The following is an 18,623-nucleotide window of genomic DNA, read 5'->3' on the forward strand; positions in this document are numbered from 1 at the left end:
CAATGACTGGATATTTTACTGACAAGGCAATATGAATGGCTCTGGATCGTGAAACAGCAATGCAGGTATCGGCAGTACTGAGTAAGGGGCTGCCCTATATTCAGCGGTTTACTGGCAAGACAGTCGTGATCAAGTACGGCGGTAACGCCATGGAGAACGAAGAGCTGAAAAGCAGTTTCGCCCGCGATGTAGTGTTGATGAAACTCGTTGGTATCAACCCCATTGTGGTTCATGGTGGTGGGCCGCAGATTGGAGAGTTGCTGGAGCGGCTCAACATCAAATCCAACTTCGTGAATGGAATGCGGGTCACCGACAGCCAGACCATGGACGTGGTGGAAATGGTACTGGGTGGTCTGGTGAACAAGCAGATTGTTTCGCTGATCAATTCCCATGGTGGCACGGCCGTTGGTCTGACTGGCAAGGACGCAAACCTCATCCGCGCCCGCAAGCTGGAAGTGATGAACCGCTCTCCGGAACTTGAGCGGCCTGAAATTATCGACATTGGCCATGTCGGGGAAGTTGAAAGTGTGAACGTCGAAGTCATCGAGATGCTCACCCGCAGTAATGTGATTCCGGTGATTGCACCTATTGGCGTTGGCCCGGACGGTACGTCCTACAACATCAACGCTGATCTGGTGGCGGGCAAGGTGGCGGAAGCCATGAAGGCTGAAAAACTGATACTGCTGACGAACGTATCAGGTCTCAAGAGCAAGGATGGCAAGGTGTTGACCGGCTTGACCGCTAACCAGGTCAACGAGCTGATTGAGGACGGCACCATCCACGGTGGCATGTTGCCGAAAATCCGCTGCGCTCTGAGCGCGGTGGAGAACGGGGTCCGGACCTCTCATATCATCGACGGCCGGGTAGCCCATGCGACGCTGCTGGAAATCTTCACGGATGAAGGCGTGGGCACGCTCATCTCCCGTAACTGATGACGCCCGAGAGGAATGATTCATGAAGCGCCTGCTGACCTTTCTCGTTGTCCTGACGCTGATCGGCTATGTGTTTTTCAAGGGGGCAGTCTGGTGGCTCGCGGATCAGAGACTTTCCGAGGCCCGCAAGGCGGTGGAAGACGCCGGCGTGATCGACCGTGGTGAGATCCGTTCCGGTATTGAAGGACGGCTTGTGCTGGGCGATGGCAGCTACCAGGATTTCCGTCTGACCAGACCCGTGGAGTTCGACCGTTTGATATTCAACGCGGGCTCACCTGTTGCATTACTGGTTGCCCTGCTGGATCCGGCAGATCTCCCCGCGCACTGGTCACTACAGGCGGAAAATCTGCGCCTGACGCTGGATACCAACATGTTTCGCAACTGGGTGACGGCCGCAGGTGACAGGGCACCGGCCCTGTTCGCCCCGGTTTGCGGTCCGGACCACCGCCAGCACCTTGGGAGCGGCGACCTGCTTCGGATCGGAATATCCGGAGTGTCGGGCGAGGGGCTTGTTTTACAGCGTTCCGATGGTCTCTACGGGGAGCTGACAACGGCCAATGCCGGCAGTGTCGAAGTGGACTGGCCCGGCGCACGGCTGAACCCCCTGGACCTGGCCGGTCTTGCAGGCTCCACGCAGTCGATAATGACGGTGACCCTTCGGGATGGTGGTCTGATGCGACGGATATCAGCCTACTGTTCGCGGGAAGCCGGTGTAGAAACCGGAGAGTGGACCAGCATCGTTATGGATTCCTTCAGTGATGGATTGAGGGCCCGTGGCTTCGAGGCCAGCGGCCAGTTGCTGGCCCTGTATCGCCAATGGCTGACTGAAGGGGGTGAGCTGACCCTGGAACTGGATCCGTCGGCCCCCTTGTGGGGTGTGCCTGTGAGGGAAGACGGGGAAGCCGGCGGCGCCAGTCTGAATGTCCGTTACAATCGCTCGGCAGTGCCGGATGTCTATCTGGCGCGTGTGGAGCCCCAGGTACCGGAACAGCCGGAAGCCATGCTGGAGCCGGTTGTCCCTGGCGAAAACGGTGACAGCAGTACCGTTATGGTTGCCGGCTGGAATACCGTGGACAAGGAGGATGCCGAGTCCTGGGCCGGGCAGACGGTGAGAGTCACGCTGGAGAATGGTAACGTTGTCGAAGGTCGTCTGGTGAGCGTCGGCGACTCGCGGATGGAAGTCGCGCGGCTTCTGGATGGCGGTGAAGTGGCCTATCCTATTGCCATCCGCCTGATTGCAACTTTTGAGGTCTGGCGTCACGGCCAGGCCCGCTAGCCCGGAGACGGGACGGAGAGTTTTCTATGTCCGGATCCACACAACACCTGCCAGGCATTCGTGAAATGCTCACTAGGCTGATCTCCCAACCTTCGATCAGCAGTGCCTCGGCTGACTGGGACCATAGCAACGAACCGGTGGTGCGTACTTTGGCGGAATGGCTGGAGCCCATGGGCTTTAATGTCGAACTGCTGGAAGTGCCGGGGATGCCGGGCAAATACAATATGATCGCCACCCTGGGCAGCGGCCCCGGCGGGCTGGTGCTCTCCGGCCACACGGATACCGTACCCTTCGACGACAAGCGCTGGCAGAGTGACCCTTTTACCCTCACCGAGCGGGATGGCCGCTGGTATGGGCTTGGCACCTGCGACATGAAGGGTTTTTTCCCGCTCGCCATCGAAGCGGCACGGGCCTTCGTGGGGGAGGAACTGAAGCAGCCGCTGATCATCCTCGCCACCGCTGACGAGGAAAGCTCCATGAACGGCGCCCGGGCACTGGCAGAAGCCGGCCGCCCCAAGGCCCGCTATGCAGTGATTGGCGAGCCCACCGGCCTCAGGCCCGTACGCATGCACAAGGGCATCATGATGGAGCGGCTCGTGTTCGAAGGCCAGTCCGGCCATTCCTCTGACCCGTCCCTGGGCCGCAATGCCATGGAAGGCATGCACGAAGCACTGGGCGAACTGCTGGCCCTTCGTTCCGGCTGGCAGGCGAAATACAGCAACCCCAATTTCAAGGTCCAGGTGCCCACCATGAACCTGGGCTGCATCCACGGTGGCGACAACCCCAACCGCATCTGCGCCCGTTGCGAGCTGCACTTTGATTTGCGCCCCTTGCCGGGAATGGACATGAAAGTGCTGCGCCAGGAAATTCTCCATAAGCTGCAGCCACTGGCGAAAAGCCGCGAGCTCTCGATGGAATTCGAGCCGTTGTTCGATGGCGTTCCACCATTCGAAACCCCAGCTGATGCTGAACTGGTCCGTGCTTGTGAAAAACTCACAGGCCATACCGCAGAAGCTGTAGCCTTCGCAACCGAAGCACCCTGGTTGCAGAAACTGGGATTGGAAACCCTGGTCATGGGTCCGGGCTATATCGACCAGGCCCACCAACCGGACGAGTTTCTGGAGCTGTCACAACTGGACCCGGCTGTAAGAATCCTCAAGGGACTGATTAAAGAGTTCTGTCTTTAATCCGCAGGAAGGCAACTCAATAGAATAACGAGGGTATTGGCGGGACACTTTCCCAAAACCGTGGAGCGCCAGGGATGGCGCGACCGAGCCCTACAGGGACGTATTCACGGGCGTGTTTTGGGGAAGTGTCCCGTCAATACCCGGAAGACTCCAGAAGCTGAAGACTCGCAGGAGAAGAGTTTGAAATCGAACGAATGGTTGCATGGATTCCGCCACTCATCGCCTTATATAAACGCTCACCGGGGTCGCACAGTGGTGTTGACCATTGGGGGCGATGCGATTGCCCATGGCAACCTGATCAATATCATTCATGACATAGCATTGCTCAGCAGTCTGGGTATCAAGCTGGTGGTGGCATTTGGCGCCAGGCCACAGATTCAGACACGATTGGATAATGCCAGTGAGGAATCCAGTTTTCACCGCGGATTGCGGGTAACGCCGGAGCAGCAATTACCATTGGTGCTGGAAGCAATTGGTGGCTTGCGGGCGTTCCTCGAAAGTCAGCTTTCCATGGGGTTGGTTAATTCGCCCATGCACAATGCGCGTATACGGGTTAGCAGCGGCAACTATGTCACGGCAAGGCCGGTGGGCGTGCTGGATGGAATCGATTTCGGCCACACCGGCCGGGTGCGCCGGGTGGATGTGACCGGTATCGAGAAGCTGCTGGAGCTGGGACACATCGTGCTTTTGCCGCCACTTGGGTATTCACCCACGGGGGATGCGTTCAACCTGTCCTACGAGGATGTGGGCAGCCAGGTTGCCGCTGCGCTGCAGGCTGAGAAGCTGATCATGTTTACCGAGAACCAGGGCCTTCTTGACGATGACGGTCAGCTGATGCGTGAATTGTCTGCGCGGCAGGCTTCCGATCGTCTGGCCGCCGGCATGGTGCAGGGTCACGATGGGGATCTTTTGCGGGCTGCCTGCGATGCCTGTGTGAGAGGCGTGCGGCGGGCCCATATCATCAGCTACGCGGACGATGGTGCGTTGCTGGAGGAGCTTTTTACCCGTGACGGTTCCGGCACCCTGGTCAGTAGTGATAATTATGAACAGATCCGCCAGGCCAGGGTGGAAGACATCGGTGGCATACTCGAGCTGATCCAGCCCCTGGAAGAGCAGGGCATCCTGGTGCGCCGTTCACGGGAAATGCTGGAAACGGAAATTGGCAGTTTCGTAGTGGCTGAGCGGGATGGCACGATTGTCGGGTGTGCGGCCCTTTATCATTATCCGGATGAGAACGCGGGCGAGCTGTCCTGTTTCGCGGTAGACCAGGCCTACCGACGTGCTGGTCGCGGCGACGAAATTTTGGCGATGATCGAGAAACTGGCCCGGGGACAGGGCATGCAACGGTTGTTCGTTCTCACCACACAGACCGAGCACTGGTTCCGGGAGCGGGGTTTCCAGCCATCTACCGTACGGGAGCTGCCCGGTCTCAAACTGGCGTCTTACAACACCCAGAGAAACTCAAAGGTCTTCGTGAAAGCGCTGGCCTAGTCGGGCCAGTGTCTGCTGGCGGACTTCTGGCGGTTGTACGGAAAGGTCCGCCACCGCCCTGTAAAAGGCCCTGAAGTCGCTCTCATTATCCCGGAGCAGTTGCCGGAACGCAGGCACATGCTGGTTGTACTGGCTGAACAGGGCGAGGTTGGCGTTATTGAGTTCCCCGGGGTTTTCTCCGAACGGACCGGGCTGGTCCCAGTCTGTCGAAATCGCCTGGTAATCGTCCTTCAGGTTGCTGAATATTTCTGCCTTGTGTTGCCGAAGCTCGGTCTCCGGCAGCGCCCCCTGCTGCTCATAGAGGGCGTTCAGTTGCCGGGACGCAGCCTCAACCAGGGCGAGGGTCTGGTTGCGTTGCCGCAACCGCGCCAGAGCCCTCTGGAAGCCTTCTTCGTCACCCCGTTGATCCAGCCACAGACGCAGGCCCTCCAGCTCCACTGCGGTGGCAAAGCTTTCATTGAAGGCCGTATCGTCATTGATATAGACAACACGATGAGCCAGCTCATGGAACATGAGGGATACCATGCGGTTGTCAGAAAGAGCGGTAAACCCGGTGTGGAGCGGGTCGTCAAACCAGCCCAGTGTAGAATAGGCAGTAACACCGCCGATAAACGTATCGTAGCCCTTTTCAATGAATGACCGTTGCTCCCGCCGGGCTTTTTCAAGCTCGTAGTAACCACGGTAAGACTGGCAGCCAATCACCGGATAGCACCACTGGTGCGCTTCAAGGGAAAATTCCGGAACAGCCACCAGGTTTACTACAACCCAGGGCCGCCCCAGTTCGGCATAGGTTGAAAAAGCATCGCCTACGGGCAGCGCAAGCCTGCCTGCGGCAAACTCACGAGCGTCATTTGCGACACTGAGTTTCTGTTGCAGGGGCGGCGGTGTTGAGGGCGCGTCGAGGAGTTCGGAAACCGGTTGCGAGGACAACATCAGTGAAAGATGGCCACTGACCGCCTGGCTGTAATAGCCTAAGGTCGTACACCCGGAAAGTGTCGTTATCAGTAGCATAACGAGGTAGATCTGACTAAGCTGTGTCATGGTTCACGCTGTTGTTCATTTGCTGGCTGGCAAGTCGGCCAGGGTTTATATTACAGCTATGTTCCCCCAAGTAGCAGGCAGCTGTCGCTGCCTTTCAGGGATACCGGCCGGTGACCGGAACAGTCTGCCCGACTGCGTCACCAGGCTTTGCCAGAAATCAGGTAGTTCATGGATCCGAAAGAACGTCGTTCGAGCCCCCGCCAACCGATCAAACTCGCTGCCCAGCTGGACGTTGGCAGTGGCGAAAACCTGCCCTGCCAGATAGCGGATTTCTGCGCAGAGGGCCTTTTTGTGCGCTATTCCGGGGAAACGTCGAAAAAACTCGATCAGGTGCTTGCCCGGAACACGCCGGAACTGGTGGTCCGTTTCCGTAGTCCTGATGGCCGCAAACGTCACGAACTGCATGTAAGCGTCATGCGCCGGATCGACGGTGCCATGGGTGTGGCTTTTACCCGCTCCAATCCTGAAGCCGTCAGTGCCATGCTGGAACAATGTGGTGCTAATCGTCACCAGGACCGGGCCTCGTTGCACGCGCCCAGCGACAAGATCCAGTTCGTTTTGCACCAGTCAGCAAAAGCGGTCGTCCAGTATATAGAACCGTTGATGGACGCTTGCTTCGTGCAGATGACAGCAGCCCTGAGAGAGGCCGCCCAGAAAGCGGGGAATGATCAGCAGGCGAATGAGTTCATGGACGCCTCAGGTCAGCTGCAGGCGCGTCAGCGGGTGATATGGCGTCAGATGGCACGGAGCCTGGAGTCACCCCTCAAACCGGCACCCAGGGGAGCTCCCGGGGCAGAGTTGTCGGTGGTGGACAAGGGCGAGTTCGAGGACTGGTTGACGATCCGTGTGATGGTTACCAAGGCGGATACCCAGTATCGGGGGGATCTGCTGCAACTGAAGCTGCGCCTTGATAAGTTGGGAATTGCCAACTCCACCGGGCACCACAATCCGCTCGGCCCCTCGCTGATCTGCGAATCCTTCCATTCGGGCTTAACCCTGTTGAAGGCCGGTCGGGAAGTGGAGAAGGTCTGTCTCAAGGTGTTTGAAAAGTCGGTGCTGATGCATCTTGGCCCTTTGTATCGGGAGCTGAATAATATTCTGGTTCGCCATGGTGTATTGCCGGACCTGGATCTGAGCAAGTATTTAAGTGAACAGATGCCCTCGGATACCGGGGAAAACGAAAAAAAGTCGCCTGAGCCATCCAGACCGGAGGTGCAGGCACAGCAGGCCAACACTCCCTCAGTAGAGCCCCCGGCCCCGGAACGCAAAGTGTCCAGCTTTTCCGGCCGTAAATCAGCATCGGAATTCCGGGGCTATGCCACGGCGGCGCAGACGGCTTTTGCGACCGTGAAAAATCTGCTTGGAACACTGGCTGCCAGCCGCCTGGCTCGTGGAGATGTGGCACCGGCAGAGTTTACACCCGGTGCCCGGGAGCTATCCGCAGGCGAATTGCAGAAGCAGCTCCAGGAGCTCCAGTTGCAGGCAGCGACCGCCAGTTCCGAGCAGCCCTCGCTGCGGGAGCGAGTCGTGGAGCGCGTGCGGGAGAGTGGTGAACACGCCCTTGGTGAAGAGCAGCAAAGCACCCTGGACGTGGTGGACCGGTTCTTCAAAAGTGTGGTGGAAAGTCCGAAGCTCAGCGAATATGCCCAGTCGCGGATACGCCAGCTGGAAGTGCCGGTGCTGAAAGTGGTGATGCGGGATCCGGAGTTCTTCGACGATCAGGACAGTCCGGTACGTGGTGTCATGAACCGGCTGGCTCAGCTGGGGGTCAGGGGCGGGCGTATCAATCCAGTGGTTCAGCGCCGGGTTGACGAGCTGGTTCAGCGAATTGCCACCGATTTCGAGCAGGATACAGGCGTGTTCGATAGCGCAGTTCAGGAGCTGGATGCGCTGATTGATCGACAGAATCTCGTTTACCGGCGTAATGTCGAGCGGGTGACGGCCGCTGCCGAGGGTGCCCAGAAGGTTTCCGAGTCCAAGAAGGCTGTTGCGGCCGTTCTTGAGCGGAAGCTGGCGGGGCGGAAGGTACCGAGAGCTGTGGTCAGCCTGCTGGACGGTGGGTGGCGTGACCTGTTGTCACTCACCTGGATCCGCCAGGGTCAGGACAGCCCACTGTGGCAGGATTATCTTTCCGTCATTGATTCGTTGATGACGTTCGCAGACGACCCCGAGAGCAGTATCAACCTGCCAGAACTGCTGCGGGTGATCCAGGACGGACTGGCTTCCATCTCCAGTAACCATATGCCGTCTTCCCAGATTCGCGACGAGCTCAAGCAGTTCCTGGTCCGTCGCCCTGAAAGCCCGCCTGAAATGGTGGAAATTCCGCCAGTCAAGACTGAGGACGACAAGAGACAGACGCTGTCCGAGCGTGAGCAGCGCAGTCTGCAGCGCTGGATCAATCGCGCCCAGCAGTTACGTACCGGTGACTGGCTCAGGGATCAGGAAAAGCCGGACGAGCCACAGTATATTCGCCTGGTCTGGGTTGCCCGCGGTTTCAGCCGGTTTGTCTTCGTTAACCATCAGGGCATGAGGGTAGTGGAGCTGCAGCTGGAGGCGCTCGCCCAGCATATGCGTAAGGGCATCATCGTTCCGGACAGCCAGTACGAGAGGCCGCTGGTGGATGAAAGCATCGACCGCATGGTGCGTAAGGTCTATGACCAGCTGTCCTGGGCGTCCACCCACGATGAGCTGACAGGGTTGTTGGGACGCCGTGAATTTGAGCGGATGCTGGAGCAGCAACTGTCTCGCCGTGAGGATGAGCGGGCGCTGGTCCGGCTTGACCTGCGCCAGTTCCGGCTCCTCAATGATACTGCCGGTTACCAGGCGGGCGATGAAGCCTTACGGATGGTAGCGGATGTGCTCCGTAGCCATGTGGGGGATGGCATGCCACTGGCACGATTGTCCGGTAACGAATTTGCGCTGATGCTGCCGGCGGAGAGCGCCCTGGAAGCTACCCGAGGCATCGTGTCAGCCATCGAGGCCATGGAATTCCGTTTTGATAGCGGCAGTTATCACCTCTCGGCCAGTGCCGGTCTGGCACATGAAATGCCGGCGCTGGCCAATGCCGAACGCTGGCTGAAAGCAGCGGAGGAGGCCATGAAAGCGGCCAAGAAACGCGGCCATGGCAATGTGATGGAGTATTCTCTGGACGCCCACGACCACGCCCGTCAGGAGCAGATTGCCGCCAAGGTGGCCAATCTGGGGGACCTCAATGAAGAGCGTATGTTGCTGCGTTGCCAGAAGATTATTCCGCTTCATCCACATACAACCATGGTGCCACAGTACGAAATCCTCATCAGCATGTATGACGACAGTGGCAACCTGATTACCGGCAAGGATTTTGTCCGTATGGCTGAGCGCTACGACCGCATGCAGGCGGTTGATCGCTGGGTGGTGGGGCAGATGCTGGACTGGCTCCGGGACAAGGCGCCTGACCCGGAGCACATGGGTGGAATTTGCATAAACCTGTCCGGGCATTCGCTGAACGATCAGCTGTTGATGGAGTTCATCTACGACAAGCTGAGCCAGAAAGACGCCCCCATTGAAAGAATCTGGTTCGAGATTACCGAAGCCTCGGCTATCAACGATCTTCAGGGCATTTCCGAGTTCATCGAGGAAATGAAGGAACTTGGGTGCCGGTTCTGTCTGGGTGATTTCGGCAGCGGACCAACGTCATTCCAGTTCATGCGCAGCCTGCCGGTCGCCTTTATAAAGTTGGACAGTGCATTCACCAGCCAGCTGGATACCAGTGAAACGGACCAGGCCATGGTGAAGTCGATGGTAGACATGGCTCATTACATGAAACGGGAAGTAATCGCCTCTCAGGTTGAATCCCGTGAGGTTCTCGATATGCTGACCAGTCTGGGCGTGGATTACGCTCAGGGTTTCATCATCGAAAAGCCGAGGCTGCTCACCAGCCTGGACTGACTTTCCGGACTACCTGTTATGTCAAAACGCCATCCGATCATTGCGGTTACCGGCTCATCTGGTGCCGGCACCACCACTACCGGGATGATTTTCAGCCGCCTTTTCGCCGGTGAAGGTCTTCGGGCTGCCATGGTCAGTGGCGACAGTTTTCATCGCTACAACCGTGAACAGATGGCTCGCCTTGCTGCCAAAGGCCAGTTTGGTGAGCGTAACCACTTTGCGCTGGCGGCCAACCACATCGACAAGCTGGAGGCGCTGTTTTATGACTACGGCCACACCGGCAACGGTCAGTTTCGCGAGTATGTTCATGACGAAGACAGGAAACTGATTGAAGCCGGCTATAAACCCGGTACTTTTACTCCCTGGGGGCCGTTGGCGCCGGAGACCGATCTGCTTTTCTATGAGGGGTTACACGGCGGCGTTGTCAGTGAGGCCTACAACATCGCCCAGTACGTGGACCTGCTGGTGGGGGTGGTGCCCATTGTCAATCTTGAATGGATCCAGAAAATCCATCGTGATACCAATAAGCGCGGCTATTCCCAGGATGCAGTGGTGCAGACCATCGTCAACCGCATGGACGACTATGTACACGACATTGTTCCGCAATTTTCCCACACCCACGTAAACTTCCAGCGTATTCCCCTGGTGGACACCTCCAACCCATTTGTTGTGCGCGATGTCCCCACCGAGGACGAGAGCCTGATCGTTATCCATTTCCGCGATCCGTCGGACGTGGATTTTCCCTATCTGCTGCAGATGATTGCCGGCAGCAGCCTGTCCCGTCATGACACCCTGGTCATTCCGGGAACCAAGTTGTCACTGGCCATGGACCTGATCATGCGGCCACTGGTATCGGAGCTTATGGCCCACAAGCCCTTTGCATGATCAGGCGGTCAGACGACCGTCGCGATAATCCCGCAGGGCCTGTTCGACCTCTTCCCGGGTGTTCATGACAAATGGGCCATACTGGACAACGGGTTCGCCAATGGGCCTGCCGGCAATCAGCAGCAGGCGCGCACCGTTTTCGCCAGCTCCGATCCGGATGCTGTCACCCTCCGACAGAATGCTGGCCGCTGATGACTGAAGGGCTTTCGACCCCTCCTCCGAGACCAGTGAGGCTTCACCCTCGTAAAGATAGAGCATGCCTCTCAGTTCCGGACTGACCGGTAGCAGGGTTTCCTTACCCGGTTCCAGATGAATGTCCGCATACAGGGGGCTGGTGCTGCCTCCAATGACGGCTCCCTGGTGTTCCTGCCCTTCAGTCGCTATTGTGCCGGCAATCAGTTTCACCAGGCCGCCGTCCACGGTAATAGCCGGTATGTCCTCCGGCTGGATGTCACGGTAACCGGCTGGCTTCATTTTTTCGGCTGCGGGCAGGTTGAGCCAGAGCTGGAAGCCCCGCATCTGTCCGGACTCCTGTTGGGGCATCTCCGAGTGTACAATCCCGCGCCCGGCGGTCATCCATTGAACACCGCCGTTTTTCAGGTTGCCGCGATTGCCCAGATGATCCTCGTGGAGCATGTGGCCCTCGATCATGTAGGTAACCGTCTCGAACCCCCGGTGGGGATGGGAGGGAAAGCCGGCCATATAGTCCCGGGGCTGATCGGAGCCGAACTCATCCAGCATCAGGAATGGATCAAGACGGATGTTCTGATGCTGGCCGAGTGAGCGCCTGATGCGAACTCCGGCACCGTCCGATGTTTCCAGAGCGGGGATAGTCTGTCTGATGGATCGCAGGGGCATGGCGTATTCCTCCTGAAAGGGTATACCGCCTATTAAACGCCCCTGGAGGCCAGGGAATAAACCGGAGAATTCTGGAAGGGGACATCAAAAAAACTGAAGGTCCGGCAATGGAGGGCCATTGCCGGTATCAGGTGCAATTCATTCCACGTTGCGGGAATAGAACATTTCCAGCATTTCCCGTCTCAGGCGCTCTTCAATGGAACGGGCTTCTTCCGGGTCCAGATCACTGGCATTGACCCCGAACACGTAGTTATCCAGATTGAAGTTCTTGAGCATCATCTTGGTGTGGAACAGGTTTTCCTGGTACACGTTGACGTCAATCATCTGGTAGGCGTTCTGGGTGTCCTCGGTCAGGTAGTTCTGGATCGAGTTGATGTCGTGGTCGATGTAGTGCTTGGTGCCATCCACGTCGCGGGTGAACCCGCGTACACGGTAGTCCACGGTGACCACGTCGGAATCGAAGCTGTGGATCAGGTAATTCAGCACCTTCAGCGGTGAGATCAGGCCACAGGTGGACACGTCGATATCCGCGCGAAAGGTGCTGATGCCCTCATAGGGGTGGCTTTCCGGGTAGGTGTGAACCGTGACGTGGCTCTTGTCCAGGTGTGCCACGATGGCATCCGGAAGCGGGCCCGGTGATTCCTCGTTGTCAGGTTCGCCGCTGCTGAGTTCGTGCTCGGCAATCAGCATGGTGACGGACGCGCCGTGGGGCTCGTAGTCCTGGCGGGCAATATTGAGTACATTAGCGCCAATGATCTTGACCACATCGGTAAGGATCTGGGTCAGACGCTCTGCGTTGTACATCTCGTCGATGTAATCAATATAGGCTTCACGTTGCTCTTCGGTCTGCGCATAACAGATGTCGTAGATGTTGAAGCTCAGTGATTTGGTCAGGTTATTGAAACCATGCAGCTGTAGTTTGGTTTCCATGTTCAGCCCCCCCAAAGTGTCTGGAGATGAGTGTCAGTGGTCATGCCTGTTTGCTGCATGCCACCAAGGCCGCCACCGATAACTGACCGGGATGTTTACCTTTTGCGCAGACCGGCGGAGAGGGTGCGTATTATGCACACCGACCCTTGTTTTGGGTAGAGTTCAGAACAATATTGTAGCATCCGTAATTGTCCTTGCCTGTCGGGGCCGATGATCTGTAACGGATGCCATACAGGGTCAGGCCTCGCGGATCTCATGGCTGTGGGTAATTTTCACCCCGGCTTTCTCCAGCATGATGGAGGCGGAACAGTATTTTTCCGCAGAAAGGCTGACCGCCCTTTTTACCAGGTTTTCCTTCAGGTTGTTTCCGGTAACCACAAAGTGCAGGTGAATGCGGGTAAACACTGCCGGCACCGAATCGGCCCGTTCCGCGTCCAGTTCTGCGTGGCAGGCCGTTACTTCCTGTCGGCTTTTCTGCAGAATGCTCATGACATCAAAGGAGGAGCAGCCGCCCAGGCCCATCAGTATCATCTCCATGGGGCGGGGGCCGAGGTCTTTGCCACCATGGCCCGGTGGCCCGTCCATCTGTATGGCGTGGCCGCTGCCACTGGTTGCTCTGAAGCTGGCGTCGCCGGTCCAGTCAATGGTTGCCTTCATCTGTTTTCGTGCTCCGGATGGGAAATAACGTACAATTGGCTGGGATGCTAGCACATCCCGGATTGTCCGGCAGCCTGGCAACAAGGCAACTCTTTTGATCTGGTCTATACTGTTTCAGGTTGCCGAAACGGGGCCATCTTGTTATAAGTTGCTCTCATAACGAATAAACCCGCAGGGAAAGCAGGGTTAATAAAAACATCGGGATCCCGCCAGTACTAAGGAGGCATGACTCGCACTATGGCCACTATCGTCAAGCCGGTTGAGCAGAAAACCAAGCACCTGGACTACTTTCTTTCACAATGCCATCGCCGGCGTTACCCTGCCAAAAGCACCATTATCTATGCAGGAGATAAAAGCGACTCTCTCTTCTACATCGTAAAGGGGTCCGTTACCGTCATTATTGAAGATGACGACGGTCGCGAGATGATTATGGCCTACCTGAACGCCGGGGATTTCTTTGGCGAGATGGGGTTGTTCGACAACATGGACTCCCGTAGCGCCTGGGTTAAGGCCAAGACCGAGTGCGAAGTTGCCGAGATCAGCTACACCAAGTTCCGCGAAATTGCCCAGCAGGATCCGAGGGTACTGTACTTTATCGGGGAGCAGATGGCGTCACGCCTGCGCCAGACCACCCGCAAGGTAGGCGATCTGGCTTTCCTGGATGTGACCGGCCGCGTTGCCCGTACCCTGTTGGATCTGTGCAAAGAGCCGGATGCCATGACTCACCCGGATGGCATGCAGATCAAGATTACGCGCCAGGAAATCGGTCGCATTGTGGGCTGCTCCCGTGAGATGGTTGGCCGGGTCCTGAAAACTCTCGAAGATCAGGGTCTGGTTCGGGTAAAGGGCAAAACCATGGTGGTGTACGGCACTCGCTAGGTTGCCCCTTCCTGGGTCCGGGCGAACTCGTCGATCCAGCCTGCAATTTCCTCTGGATGCGTCAACACAACCCAGTGTGGCGCATCAATATCCCTTCTTACCAGTTTACCGGACCATTGTTCCAGGTCCTCCGTGAGCTGTTGCCCCACATAATTGTCCTGCCCTGGCACGATCAGCTGTACTGGGCAAAAGGCATGCCTTGACCTTGGGCGGAGTAGTCGTGGCAGGAAGTTGGCCCGATAGAGTTTGACACCATGGCAACCATCCTTTTTCTGGAATGGATCGGGAATCGAGTTGGTCACCTGTTCCCTGCGGGCAAGATAGGTGGGCCAGAGCCGGTCCAGTCCGATATACCAGAGCGCTTCAGGTAGCAGCGGTAACTGGAACAGGAGAACGTACCAGGAGCTGGCCAGTTGCTGCAGAACCTTCCTTCTGCCCGTTTTTCCGTTGGCTGTAAGGTTACCGCGAATCCAGGTCGCCACATGATCGATGCAGGGGCCGGAAATGGTGGTGTAGGACAGGACCCTTGATGAGAGGGGCCTGGTTGTCACGGATTCCCAGCTCTGTATGGAGCCCCAGTCATGGCCTGCCAGGTGAAATGACCGGCCAGGAATAACCGTGTCCACGACGCAGGCCAGATCCGCAGCCAGGTAATGCATCCCATAGTCCCTGGTGCTTGCGGGGGAAGAGGAGCGGCCAGCACCACGCACGTCGTAGCGAATAACAAAGTAATGGCTGACAAGGTGCCGGGTAACGGCATCCCAGACCGAGTGATTGTCGGGGTAGCCGTGGACAAGTACCAGCGCAGGTTGATGCGGGTCGCCCTCTGTGACCACGTACAGGTTGACACCGTTGTTGTTTATCCACTGATGTGTTTCTGGCATTCCGGCTCTCCGATCTGGTCCGGAATCCAGAGTAGCGTGGCAGGATCATCCGGGCCTATGCCGGACGGGCCAGTTATTCGATAATGGCCACGCTCTTGATCTGCAGACAGACTTCCATGCCGGGGCCGAGTCCAAGTTGGTGCGCCGAACGACTGGTAATCCGGGCCAGGAAGGAGGTCTCACCCGCTTGCAGGCTAACGGTGGTCATGCCCGGGCGCTGCTCCGCTGACATGTCCATCACCCTGGCCGGAAGCAGGTTCTGGATACTCTGGTCCTGATTGGCGGCCAGGGCGATACTCACGTCCCGAGCCAGTATCTGGAGCCTGACCCGTGTGCCGGGTTCGGGCTGGTGGTCGTCCCGCAACCACAGGCTGCCCCCTTCGAATTCGGCACGGCAGAGGTGCCACTGAAGATCCCGTTCCCGGATGACGGCAGGAACGATCACAGCGGCATCCTCCTCAAGCGCAAATGGCTGGTCGGGCCGTGCCAGTGTTTCCTGCAGTCCGCCCTGGGCAACCACTCGACCCTGATCCATCATCACAATGTGATCTGCCAGCCGGGCCACCTCGGCCGCAGAGTGGGATACATAGACAATGGGAATATCCAGGGTGTCCCTCAGCGTTTCCAGGTAGGGCAGGATGTCCCGTTTGCTGGCCTGGTCCAGTGCCGATAGCGGCTCGTCCATCAGTAGCAGCCGGGGGCTCGTCAGCAGGGCCCTGGCAATGGCCACGCGCTGGCGTTCGCCTCCAGAAAGGCGTTCGGGCATGCGGTCCAGTAGACGCGAGAGGCGTAGCCAGTCAATGACCTGCTGCGGGTGGATTCGGCGTTGTGTCGCCGGCGTGCGCCGATAGCCAAAGTCAAGGTTGCCTTTGACCGACAGGTGAGGGAAAAGACTGGTTTCCTGGAATACGTATGCCAGGGGACGTTTATGGACTGGCAGGCTGACGTTGTGGTCCTGCCACACATCTCCGTTTACGGACAGTCGACCGGAGCAGGCCTGCAGGCCGGCAATGCACCGCAACAACGTGGTTTTGCCGCAGCCGGAATGGCCAAACAGCGCGGTAACGCCGTTTCCCGGTAGCTGGAGGTCAACCTGCATCCTGAAGCGTTCGAAACCGGCGTCAAAGCGGGCAAGAATTCCGGGCTCTCTCATGATTTGAGGTTCCCGTTATTCAGGCGGCCGTTGATCAGATAGAGCGTCAGCAGAACCAGAAATGAAAACACCAGCATGCCGCCGGCCAGGAGATGGGCCTTACCGTACTCCAGGGTTTCCACATGGTCGTAGATTGCCACCGACAGCACGCGGGTTTCGCCGGGAATATTGCCGCCGATCATCAGTACTACACCAAATTCACCCAGGGTATGGGCAAAGGTCAGCACTGCCGCAGTCAGGAAACCCGGGCGGGCCAGAGGGATGACTACAGAGAAAAACCGGTCCAGCGGCGATGCCCGCAACGTGGCGGCGACCTCCAGCATCCGCTCGTTAACGGTGGAAAACACGTTCTCCAGTGGCTGCACCGTGAAGGGCAGCGAGTAGATCACTGATGCGACCACCAGTCCTGCAAAGGTGAAGGGCAGCGTGCCAAGCCCCAGGCTGTCCGTCAGCGTGCCTACCATTCCCTCAGGCCCCATCAGAAGCAGCAGGTAAAACCCGAGCACCGTAGGTGGCAGGACCAGAGGTAGCGCCACAATTGCGGCTATGGGTTGTCTGAGCCAGTGACTGCTGCGGGCAAGCCACCACGCAATGGGCGTGCCGATAACCATCAGCAGGACGGTGGTGATACCGGCGAGTTTCAGGGTCAGCCAGACGGTCTGCCATTCCGGGCTCATTGATACTCCATGGGTTAATCGGGCGCTTGCGGGATATCGTAGCCGTATTGTCGGATAATGTCCTGCGCTTCACTGCTGGCCAGGAAATCCAGCCATGCTCTGGCAGCGTCGTTGTCCTTGCCCCGCTCCAGGAGAATAGCCTGCTGGGCGATAGGTTTGTGGTGGGTGTCGGGTACGTCCCAGCGTGCCCCTCCTTCATGGGCATCACGAAGCTGGGCCAGGGCCACGAATCCCGCTCTCGCGTTACCGGTGGCGACAAACTGGAACGTCTGGGCGATGGATTCACCCCTGACCAGCCGGTTTTCCAGTGTGGTCCACAGGCCGAGGCTTTCCAGGGTTTGCCGGGCTGCCAGGCCGTAGGGAGCGGTTCTGGGGTTGGCTATGGCCAGGCGGTGGAAATCACCGGAACGCAGGAACGCCGCCGGATCCGCGAATGCGTGCGGGTCCGGGCTCCAGAGCACCAGCTTTCCCAATGCGTAGGTGAAGCGAGTGCCGGACACTCCGGAACCGTTCTGTTCCATCAGTTCCGGCCGCTCCTGATCTGCGGCGAGAAACACATCAAAAGGTGCGCCATGATGGATCTGCGCATAAAGCTTGCCGGTCGATCCGTAGCTGATTCGGGTGCTATGGCCCGTTGTTTCTGTAAATCTGGCGGCCAGACCCTCGGAGGCATCGTGGAAATTGGTGGCAATGGCCAGCCTGACTTCTCCTGCCAGCGTGGTTCCGGTGGCCATTAGCAGGGTCAGGCCCAGTAATGAGCGGATAATGACCTTCATGGAGGAAATTCACTTCCGTTATTAAATGAATGGCAGTGATCATAGCGTCCCGGGCGGGCCGGCGTCATTGTTCAGATTTCCGAAACCGTCTGCCGGGGGATGCAGTGCAGGACATGCTCCCATACCTCGCCGGCATTGGTTTCATTGACCAGCTCGTGACGGGCGCCAGGAAACAGCCGTTCAGAAGCAACTTCCACACCTGCTGCCCGAAGGTTGGCCACGTGCCTGCTGACGCCACGGCCCATCTCCCCAACCGGGTCGTGGTCGCCTGCGAGCAGGTGGACCGGAAGATCCCTGCGCCATGCCTGCGGGTCGATCTCGAGCATGCCGCCAATAAAGTCGGACCATAGGCCTACGGTGCAGGAAAAACCGCAGAGGGGGTCCTTCAGGTATCGGTCCACCTGTTGCGGATCGCGGCTCAGCCAGTCGTGGCTGGTGCGATTGGGTGCAAAAGCCTTGTTGAAGCTGCCAAACGTCAGTTTGTCGATCAGTGTGCTGTGGTGCCGCTTTCCACGCAACCGGCTGATAATTCTGACCAGTACCAGGGAGATCCACAGCTTCGGTTTGTCGATGCGATTGGTGGCGCAGAGAATCAGGTTGTCGATCTGATCCCCATACTGCTGGGTGAATGCCTGGGCAATAAATGACCCCATGCTGTGCCCGAACAGCGTCAGCGGGAGGTCCGGGTACTGCTTCCTGGCGTGGACAATCGACTGTTGCAGGTCGTCCACGACTTTCTGCCAGCCCCGGCTGTCAGCATAGTGGCCGAGGTCGGTATCGGAGCAGTGTGATCCATGGCCCCGGTGCTGGATGGCCAGTACCGCCACCCCATGTTGGGTTAGCCATTGAGCAAGTGGCTGGTAGCGGGCGGCGTGCTCTGCCATCCCATGGGCGATTACCATCACCGCAGCCGGGTTTTCCGGCGCCCACGACAGTAACGGAATCCGGTGGTGGTCCGGGCTGTTGATGAAGCTTTCCTGCAAATCCATGTTGGTTGCGTCCGGGCTAGTGATCGGAGTAACCGGAGTTTAGCGGGAAAACGCGTCTGAAATTGAGACAGACCCGGAAAA

16 protein-coding genes are annotated in these 18,623 nt (G+C 58.1%); 7 read left to right on the forward strand and 9 right to left on the reverse strand.

Features of this window, described 5'->3' with window-relative positions:
• The first annotated feature begins 35 nt into the window (after positions 1–35).
• The 4 genes from argB (at position 36) to argA (ending at position 4,886) form a co-directional block, all read left to right on the forward strand.
• On the forward strand, positions 36–932 hold the full coding sequence (argB, locus tag QPM17_RS08060; RefSeq protein ID WP_285390138.1) for an acetylglutamate kinase: 897 nt from the start codon (positions 36–38) through the stop codon (positions 930–932).
• A gap of 22 nt (positions 933–954) precedes the next feature.
• Positions 955–2,208: an LSm family protein gene (locus tag QPM17_RS08065; protein ID WP_285390139.1), complete on the forward strand. Its 1,254-nt coding sequence runs from the start codon at positions 955–957 to the stop codon at positions 2,206–2,208.
• 26 nt (positions 2,209–2,234) lie between these two features.
• The gene (gene argE / locus QPM17_RS08070; RefSeq protein WP_285390140.1) at positions 2,235–3,395 is read left to right on the forward strand and encodes an acetylornithine deacetylase; all 1,161 of its coding nucleotides are present in this window, start codon (positions 2,235–2,237) and stop codon (positions 3,393–3,395) included.
• A gap of 180 nt (positions 3,396–3,575) precedes the next feature.
• Positions 3,576–4,886, forward strand: coding sequence for an amino-acid N-acetyltransferase (argA, locus tag QPM17_RS08075; RefSeq protein WP_285390141.1), 1,311 nt, complete (start codon positions 3,576–3,578; stop codon positions 4,884–4,886).
• On the opposite strand, the gene QPM17_RS08080 is transcribed toward argA, so the two are convergent.
• Complete coding sequence (locus tag QPM17_RS08080; RefSeq protein WP_285390142.1) at positions 4,857–5,927, reverse strand: aminopeptidase; 1,071 nt, start codon at positions 5,925–5,927, stop codon at positions 4,857–4,859. The two genes, argA and QPM17_RS08080, sit on opposite strands and share 30 nt — an antisense overlap.
• Positions 5,928–6,095: 168 nt before the next feature.
• On the opposite strand from QPM17_RS08080, the gene QPM17_RS08085 reads away from it, so the two are divergent.
• A complete protein-coding gene (locus tag QPM17_RS08085) occupies positions 6,096–9,854 on the forward strand; it encodes a DUF1631 family protein (RefSeq protein WP_285390143.1) in 3,759 nt (1,252 codons plus the stop codon).
• Positions 9,855–9,872: 18 nt separating this feature from the next.
• A complete protein-coding gene (locus QPM17_RS08090) occupies positions 9,873–10,739 on the forward strand; it encodes a phosphoribulokinase (protein WP_285390144.1) in 867 nt (288 codons plus the stop codon).
• Here the strand turns inward: QPM17_RS08090 and QPM17_RS08095 are convergent, their stop codons facing one another.
• The 3 genes from QPM17_RS08095 to QPM17_RS08105 form a co-directional block, all read right to left on the reverse strand.
• A complete protein-coding gene (locus QPM17_RS08095; protein WP_285390145.1) occupies positions 10,740–11,597 on the reverse strand; it encodes a pirin family protein in 858 nt (285 codons plus the stop codon). It lies immediately after the preceding gene.
• 138 nt (positions 11,598–11,735) lie between these two features.
• Positions 11,736–12,527, reverse strand: coding sequence for an adenosylmethionine decarboxylase (speD, locus tag QPM17_RS08100; RefSeq protein ID WP_285390146.1), 792 nt, complete (start codon positions 12,525–12,527; stop codon positions 11,736–11,738).
• A 237-nt stretch (positions 12,528–12,764) separates the two neighbouring features.
• A complete protein-coding gene (locus QPM17_RS08105; protein ID WP_285390147.1) occupies positions 12,765–13,184 on the reverse strand; it encodes an OsmC family protein in 420 nt (139 codons plus the stop codon).
• 237 nt (positions 13,185–13,421) lie between these two features.
• Between QPM17_RS08105 and crp the strand changes: the two genes are divergently transcribed.
• Entirely contained in the window at positions 13,422–14,063 is a 642-nt protein-coding gene (gene crp, locus QPM17_RS08110; protein WP_007153756.1) for a cAMP-activated global transcriptional regulator CRP, read from the forward strand.
• Here crp and QPM17_RS08115 read toward each other — a convergent pair.
• The 5 genes from QPM17_RS08115 to QPM17_RS08135 form a co-directional block, all read right to left on the reverse strand.
• Entirely contained in the window at positions 14,060–14,947 is an 888-nt protein-coding gene (locus QPM17_RS08115) for an alpha/beta fold hydrolase (protein WP_285390148.1), read from the reverse strand. The two genes, crp and QPM17_RS08115, sit on opposite strands and share 4 nt — an antisense overlap.
• Before the next feature lie 73 nt (positions 14,948–15,020).
• A complete protein-coding gene (modC, locus tag QPM17_RS08120) occupies positions 15,021–16,100 on the reverse strand; it encodes a molybdenum ABC transporter ATP-binding protein (RefSeq protein ID WP_285390149.1) in 1,080 nt (359 codons plus the stop codon).
• Positions 16,097–16,777 (reverse strand): molybdate ABC transporter permease subunit, encoded by a 681-nt coding sequence (modB, locus tag QPM17_RS08125; protein ID WP_285390150.1) that lies wholly within the window; start codon positions 16,775–16,777, stop codon positions 16,097–16,099. Before modB ends, modC begins: the two co-directional genes overlap by 4 nt.
• Positions 16,778–16,791: 14 nt before the next feature.
• Positions 16,792–17,553, reverse strand: a complete 762-nt coding sequence (modA, locus tag QPM17_RS08130) for a molybdate ABC transporter substrate-binding protein (protein ID WP_285390151.1) — start codon at positions 17,551–17,553, stop codon at positions 16,792–16,794.
• 71 nt (positions 17,554–17,624) lie between these two features.
• Positions 17,625–18,542 (reverse strand): alpha/beta hydrolase, encoded by a 918-nt coding sequence (locus QPM17_RS08135; protein WP_285390152.1) that lies wholly within the window; start codon positions 18,540–18,542, stop codon positions 17,625–17,627.
• Positions 18,543–18,623: the final 81 nt, after the last annotated feature.

It is taken from the genome of Marinobacter azerbaijanicus (assembly GCF_030250645.1).
Lineage (GTDB): Bacteria > Pseudomonadota > Gammaproteobacteria > Pseudomonadales > Oleiphilaceae > Marinobacter > Marinobacter azerbaijanicus.

What these genes read in the sequence shown, in the direction of transcription:
- QPM17_RS08065 (WP_285390139.1), top strand. Translation starts at nt 955, where the DNA reads ATGAAGCGCCTGCTGACCTTTCTCGTTGTCCTGACGCTGATCGGCTAT.
- QPM17_RS08080 (WP_285390142.1), bottom strand. Translation starts at nt 5,927, where the DNA reads ATGACACAGCTTAGTCAGATCTACCTCGTTATGCTACTGATAACGACA.
- modC (WP_285390149.1), bottom strand. Translation starts at nt 16,100, where the DNA reads ATGAGAGAGCCCGGAATTCTTGCCCGCTTTGACGCCGGTTTCGAACGC.
- argB (WP_285390138.1), top strand. Translation starts at nt 36, where the DNA reads ATGGCTCTGGATCGTGAAACAGCAATGCAGGTATCGGCAGTACTGAGT.
- QPM17_RS08115 (WP_285390148.1), bottom strand. Translation starts at nt 14,947, where the DNA reads ATGCCAGAAACACATCAGTGGATAAACAACAACGGTGTCAACCTGTAC.
- QPM17_RS08135 (WP_285390152.1), bottom strand. Translation starts at nt 18,542, where the DNA reads ATGGATTTGCAGGAAAGCTTCATCAACAGCCCGGACCACCACCGGATT.
- QPM17_RS08085 (WP_285390143.1), top strand. Translation starts at nt 6,096, where the DNA reads ATGGATCCGAAAGAACGTCGTTCGAGCCCCCGCCAACCGATCAAACTC.
- speD (WP_285390146.1), bottom strand. Translation starts at nt 12,527, where the DNA reads ATGGAAACCAAACTACAGCTGCATGGTTTCAATAACCTGACCAAATCA.
- argE (WP_285390140.1), top strand. Translation starts at nt 2,235, where the DNA reads ATGTCCGGATCCACACAACACCTGCCAGGCATTCGTGAAATGCTCACT.
- QPM17_RS08105 (WP_285390147.1), bottom strand. Translation starts at nt 13,184, where the DNA reads ATGAAGGCAACCATTGACTGGACCGGCGACGCCAGCTTCAGAGCAACC.
- modA (WP_285390151.1), bottom strand. Translation starts at nt 17,553, where the DNA reads ATGAAGGTCATTATCCGCTCATTACTGGGCCTGACCCTGCTAATGGCC.
- QPM17_RS08095 (WP_285390145.1), bottom strand. Translation starts at nt 11,597, where the DNA reads ATGCCCCTGCGATCCATCAGACAGACTATCCCCGCTCTGGAAACATCG.
- modB (WP_285390150.1), bottom strand. Translation starts at nt 16,777, where the DNA reads ATGAGCCCGGAATGGCAGACCGTCTGGCTGACCCTGAAACTCGCCGGT.
- QPM17_RS08090 (WP_285390144.1), top strand. Translation starts at nt 9,873, where the DNA reads ATGTCAAAACGCCATCCGATCATTGCGGTTACCGGCTCATCTGGTGCC.
- crp (WP_007153756.1), top strand. Translation starts at nt 13,422, where the DNA reads ATGGCCACTATCGTCAAGCCGGTTGAGCAGAAAACCAAGCACCTGGAC.